This window comes from Allosphingosinicella sp. (assembly GCF_036387215.1).
In the GTDB taxonomy this organism is placed as follows: domain Bacteria; phylum Pseudomonadota; class Alphaproteobacteria; order Sphingomonadales; family Sphingomonadaceae; genus Allosphingosinicella.
Genome location: NZ_DASVUE010000056.1, coordinates 1 through 6077, shown reverse-complemented (window position 1 = coordinate 6077; position 6077 = coordinate 1). Strand labels below are relative to the sequence as shown.

Below are 6077 nucleotides of genomic sequence, written 5' to 3'. Positions count from 1 at the left end.
CGCCGAGCCGGTCCCGGTAAGGCTCCCTGCCGCGCCAGGAAGGGAACAGATCCTCTGCGGGAACGGCTTTGGCGGGTGCGGTCGTGTCTATGAACATGGTTCCACACTAATCCAATCTGGTTACCCTGCCGTTACCCGTGCTTCACTCGGCAGGAATGAGCGCTCCTTGAGGCGGATGTGACGCGGCCGTCCGGGAGGCCGCTGCTCTTCGCCGCCGCACCAGGCTTCCAAGCGGCGTGACGAAGTGGAGCAGCCCGGACAGATAGGCGTCGAACAAGGTGTCGGTGACGTTGCGTCCGTCGAGCAGGCGCCGGAGCCGAAGCGGATCCGCGCCGGGTGCATTGAGCCCCAGATCGACCAGGGTCGCCGAACGTACGCCCTGCGCCGCCAGCAGCGAGGGCGCATCCGGGTGGAAGGTCCCGCTCGGATAGCAGAAGTGAGTCAGCGGCACGTGTCCGATGGCAGCTTCGAGGAATGCCCTGTTCTCCTGGATCTCCCGCGGCAGCGTCGCGACCTTGCTTTCGACGTCGATGTGGCGGTGCGTGTGAAGCTGTATGTCGAGCCCGCGCCGGTGCGCATCCGCGAGCTCGGCGGGCGACATCATGTGGAACTGGCGGAGCTCCAGCCAGGCCTCGTCGACGCCCATGTCGCGTCCGAACCGCCGCAGTGCTTCGAGCCGCTGCCCGACCGGAAGCGCCTCGATGCCCCGCGTCACCGCACCGCCGTCGACATCAAGTCGTTCGGAGGCGGCGACGAGATAATCCACCGCGACATTCACCACCGGAAGGTCGCGGCCGGAATACCAGGTGGTGGCGTAGAGTGTCGCCGGAAGCTCGTATCGCTCCAGTACCGGGAGCATGTGCGTGAAGGTCGAGACCCAGCCGTCGTCGATGGTGATCGCCACCGCCGCCTTCGGGAGCGTCCCCTCCGCAAGCCGGTCGATCGCCTCGCCGAGCGGAAGCACCGGCAGGCCCGAGCGCTTGAGGCGTGCCATCCGCTGCTCGAACTGTTCGGGGGAGATGAAGGTGCATTCGCCATATTCATGGCCCGGCGTCACCCAGAGCCCGTGATAGCAGAGGATCCGGAGCTGCTTCGCGGTCGCGGCACGCGCGAGCGGGGACATGCCCAGCAAGTGCGCGGCCCCCAGCAGCGTTTCCTTCAGCGGCATAAGTGCATCGCCTCCCCGCCCTCGTCACGTAGCCGGAACGGACTAAGAAATTTTTAATGCACTCGGCCGCCCCGGCGCTTCAGCCGTTTTTTTGTGGACCGCCGAGCCCTCGGGACGGCAGAAAGCGGCCATGTCCTTCCTGGCGCTCCTGCTTGCGGCTCTGCTCGGCCTTGCGCCGGGGCTGTCGCCATTGGCGCCCGGGTCGGACCGCGATCCCGAGGGCGGGCTCACCATCGATCTCGATGCCGGGGCCGAGGGCGCAAAGGCCGTGAACCCGCCGGTGCTCGGCCCGCGGGGACGGCCGCTGGTGGTGATCGACCCCGGCCATGGCGGCCGCGATCCGGGCGCGATCTCCCCCTTCGGCCAGCGGCGGGAAAAGGACGTGACGCTGGCGCTCGCCCGTGCGATCCGGGACGAGCTGCTAGCCTCCGGCCGAGTCCGCGTCGCGCTCACCCGCAACGACGACCGCTACGTCGTCCACCGCGAGCGCTACGAGATCGCGCGGCGGCTCGGTGCGGGTCTCTTCATCTCGATTCATGCCGATGCCGCGCCCGCCAATGACGGCGCCCGCGGCGCCTCCGTCTACACTTTGTCCGAAGTCGCCTCGGACCGGCAGGCGGCTTTGCTCGCCGAGCAGGAGAACAAGTCCGACATCATCGCCGGCGTCGATCTCGGCGGGCAGGACGAGGGCGTGAACCGGATCCTGATCGACCTAGCCCAGCGAGAGAGCATGGACGCCTCCGCCGAATTCGCCCGCCTGCTTCAGCGGGAAGCATCGGGCTTCTTCCCGTTCCGGCCCAATTATCACCGCTTCGCCTCCCTGCTGGTGCTGAAGGCGCCGGACATCCCGTCGATCCTCTTCGAATCCGGCTATCTCACCAACGCCACCGACGCAGCCTACATCCATTCGCCGGAGGGACGGCAGCAGATCGCAATCGGCATCCGGCGCGCGGTCGAAGCCCATTTCGCGCGCCGGATGATGCGCACCGCGCAGCGCTGAAGCGAGTGCCGCCCGCCCTTCACCACCGCCTGCACTTGGGCTAGAGCCGCGCCTAATGGTCTCCGAAACAAGTACATCCAGCCGCTTCACCCTCCGCCGGGAGGATGCGGGCGCGCTTCGCGAAAAGCTGCGCCGGCTGTGGGCGAAGCGCTGGGCCAAGATCGCGGCCGTGCTGCTTGCCGCGCCGATCCTCCTCTATTTCCTGCTCTGGCTGCTGTTCGCGCGCGGGCTTCCTTCGGCGGAGTCGCTGCTCACCTACCAGCCCGCGCTTCCGACCAACGTCCGCGACATCAACGGCGAGCCGGCCCAGACCTTCGCGCGCGAGCGGCGCGTCGAGCTCGCCTTCGAGGAATTCCCGCCCGTCCTGATCCGGGCTTATCTCGCGGCCGAGGACCGGACCTTCTTCAGCCATGGCGGGCTCGATTATCCGGGCTTCGTCAAGGCGGTCCTGAACTATACGTTGAGCCTCGGCACCGGGGACCGGGTCGCGGGCGGCTCGACCATCACCCAGCAGGTCGCGAAGAACCTGCTGCTGGGCGATGAATATTCGGTCACCCGCAAGATCAAGGAGGCGTTCCTCGCCCGGCGCATCGAGAACGTGCTGACGAAGGAGCAGATCCTCGAACTTTACCTCAACCAGATCTTCCTCGGTCGGAACGCCTATGGCGCGCAGTCGGCGGCGCGCGCTTATTTCGACAAGGACGTCGACCAGCTGCAGCTTCACGAGGCGGCATATCTCGCCATCCTTCCCAAGGCGCCGAGCAATTACGATCCGGAGCGCCGCGGCGCCCGCGCGCTGGCCCGCCGCAACTGGGTGCTGTCCGAGATGGAACGGAACGGCTTCATCACGCCCGCCGAACGCGCCGAGGCCCAGGCACGGCCGCTCGGGGTGGTGAAGGTGCCGCGGGCGACGGTGCGGAACGTCGGCGGCTATTTCATGGAGGAAGTGCGCCGCCAGCTCGTCCAGCGCTATGGCGAGAAGACCGAGAAGGGCGCGAACGGCGTCTATACGGGCGGTCTCTGGGTCCGAACCTCCTATGACGGGCCGAGGCAGAAGGCGGCCGAAGTCGCGCTTCGCGACGGGCTGATGCGCTACGACCGCGGGAAGGGCTGGCGCGATCCGGGGCTTTCGATCGACCTCGGATCCGACTGGCAGGGGCAGCTCGCGCGGGCGCCGTTCGGGGTCGGCTACGAGGATTGGCGGGCTGCCGTGGTCCTGGAGAAGTCAGGCGGCATGGCGACGATCGGCTTTGCGGATGGAACGCAGGCCGATCTTCCGAGCTATGCCGCATCGATGCCGAAGCGCGGCTCGGCCACAGCCGCCTTCAATTTCCTGCGGCCGGGAATGGTCATCGCCGTGAAGCGCGAAGGCGCCGGCTACGTCCTCCGCTCGATACCCGAGATCAAGGGCGGGATGGTCGTCGAGGAAGTGGCGAGCGGCCGGATCCTTGCGATGCAGGGCGGGTTCGACGCGCGGGGTGACGATTTCAACCGCGCGACGCAGGCCCTCCGCCAGCCGGGCTCGACCTTCAAGCCGGTCGTCTATTCGGCCGCGCTCGACAACGGCATGACGCCGGCCTCGATCATCGTCGACGGCCCCTTCTGCGTCTGGCAGGGTGCCGGGCTCGGCAACAAATGCTTCCGCAACTTCTCCGGCGGGAATGCGGGCCCGCAGACGATGCGCTGGGGCCTCGAACAATCTCGCAACCTGATGACGGTCCGGGCCGCCAACCAGACCGGCATGGACAAGGTGACGAAGCTCGCCCGGACGCTCGGCGTCGGCGATTATCCCAATTACCTGTCGATCGCACTCGGCGCCGGCGACACGACCGTGATCAAGATGACGAACGCCTTCGCGATGCTCGCCAACCAAGGCAAGGAGCTGAAGCCGACCCTGATCGACTATATTCAGGATCGGAGCGGCAAGGTGATCTACCGCGCCGACACGAGGCCCTGCGAGCGCTGCAACATGCGCGACTGGGACGGCCGCCCGATGCCGCGCCCGCCGCTCCGCACCAAGCAGCTGCTCGACCCGATGACCGCGTACCAGATGGTGCACATCCTGGAAGGCGTCGTGCAGCGGGGTACGGCGCAGGTGCTTCGCGATCTCGGCCGGCCCCTGTTCGGGAAGACCGGAACTTCGACCGGCCCGACGAACGTCTGGTTCATCGGCGGATCGGCCGACATCGTCGCCGGCGTCTATATGGGCTTCGATCAGCCTCGGCCGATGGGCGGCTATGCTCAGGGCGGAACGCTCGCCGCACCGATCTTCAAGCAGTTCGCGCAGGCCGCGTTCAAGGACATGCCGGTGGTGCCGTTCCGGGCGCCCGCGGGAATCCGGATGGTGCGCATCGACCGCCGCTCCGGCCGCAAGGTGTTCGGCGAATGGCCGAGTGCCGACCCGAAGGCGGCGGTGATCTGGGAAGCCTTCAAGCCAGAAAGCGAGCCGCGCCGATCGATCCGGCGCGATTATGCCGCTAAGGACCTGCCGGCGATCGCCAAGCCGCGCCCGCGCCGGGCCGCCGCCGTCCGCCGCGCAGAGCCTCGCCCCGAAAGCGATTTCTTGCAAAGAGAGGGCGGGATTTACTAGGTCCCCTCCCGCTCCCGTAAGTTAAGGAAGTTCGATGCGCGCCGAAGCGCAAGCCCATGTTGAGCAGATCAGGTCAGCACTCGACCTGTTGCGGCGGTTCCTGGACTGGGACCGCGCGCTTCGGCGGCTCGACGAGCTCAATGCGCGCGTCGAGGATCCGGCGCTCTGGAGCGACGCCAAGGCCGCTCAGGAAGTGATGCGCGAGCGCCGCCGGCTGGACGAGGCGATCGGCGCCACCAAGGCGATCGAGCAGGAGCTCAACGACACGATCGAGCTGATCGAGATGGCCGAGGCCGAGGGCGACGACGGCATGATCGACGACGCCGTCGCCTCGCTCGCCGCACTCGCCGAGCGTGCCGAGCACGACAAGGTGAAGGCGCTGCTCGCCGGCGAAGCGGACGCGAACGACGCCTATATCGAGGTCAATGCCGGCGCCGGCGGCACCGAAAGCCAGGATTGGGCCGAGATGCTGCAGCGCATGTATACGCGCTGGGCCGAGCGGCACGGGATGAAGGTAGAGCTGATCGACCATCATGCCGGGGAGCAGGCGGGGATCAAATCCGCCACCCTGCTTCTGAAGGGCGAGAATGCCTACGGCTATGCCAAGACCGAGAGCGGGGTGCACCGGCTGGTGCGGATCAGCCCCTACGATTCGAACGCCCGCCGCCACACGAGCTTCTCGAGCGTCTGGGTCTATCCCGTCATCGACGACAATATCGAAGTCGAGGTCAACGACGCCGACCTTCGCATCGACACCTACCGCGCGTCGGGCGCGGGCGGGCAGCACATCAACACGACCGATTCCGCGGTCCGCATCACCCACTTGCCCACTGGCATCGTGGTGCAGTGCCAGAACCAGCGCTCGCAGCACAAGAACAAGGCCGAGGCGTTCAACCAGCTTCGCGCCAAGCTCTACGAAGCCGAGCTCCAGAAGCGCGAGGCCGAAGCCAATGCGACCGCGGCGGGCAAGACCGACATCGGGTGGGGCCACCAGATCCGATCCTACGTGCTTCAGCCCTATCAGCTGGTGAAGGACCTTCGCACCGGGGTCACCTCCACCGCTCCCTCCGACGTGCTCGACGGCGATCTCGACCGCTTCATGGCGGCCGCGCTCTCGCAGAAGGTGACGGGCGAAAAGGTCGAAGTCGAAGATGTCGAATAGAGGCGCCCTGCTCCTCTGTTCGCTCCTCCTTGCGGGCTGTGAGAAGCCGCCCGAGAAATCGCCATTCCCCGATCCCAAGCGCCCCGTCGCGCCGATCGTGTCCGCCCGCTATTCGAACGAGGACGCGCGCGACAGCGTCGGCGAGTTCGAGACGGTG

Annotated in this window: 3 protein-coding genes and 1 pseudogene; 3 read left to right on the top strand and 1 reads right to left on the bottom strand. The window is 67.2% G+C overall.

Features of this window, described 5'->3' with window-relative positions; translation table 11 throughout:
• Positions 1-142 precede the first annotated feature (142 nt).
• Positions 143-1168 carry a polysaccharide deacetylase family protein gene (locus tag VF662_RS02720; protein WP_464137412.1) on the bottom strand — a complete coding sequence of 342 codons (1026 nt, stop codon included), beginning with the start codon at positions 1166-1168 and terminating at the stop codon, positions 143-145.
• Positions 1169-1442: 274 nt separating this feature from the next.
• On the opposite strand from VF662_RS02720, the pseudogene VF662_RS02715 reads away from it, so the two are divergent.
• From VF662_RS02715 to prfB, 3 genes and pseudogenes are all read left to right on the top strand, one after another.
• Positions 1443-2168 (top strand): annotated as a pseudogene (locus VF662_RS02715) (N-acetylmuramoyl-L-alanine amidase family protein); the annotation flags it as partial.
• A gap of 55 nt (positions 2169-2223) precedes the next feature.
• Entirely contained in the window at positions 2224-4758 is a 2535-nt protein-coding gene (locus VF662_RS02710; RefSeq protein WP_464137410.1) for a penicillin-binding protein 1A, read from the top strand.
• A gap of 34 nt (positions 4759-4792) precedes the next feature.
• Positions 4793-5920, top strand: coding sequence for a peptide chain release factor 2 (gene prfB, locus VF662_RS02705; RefSeq protein WP_464137408.1), 1128 nt, complete (start codon positions 4793-4795; stop codon positions 5918-5920).
• The last annotated feature ends 157 nt before the right edge of the window (positions 5921-6077 follow it).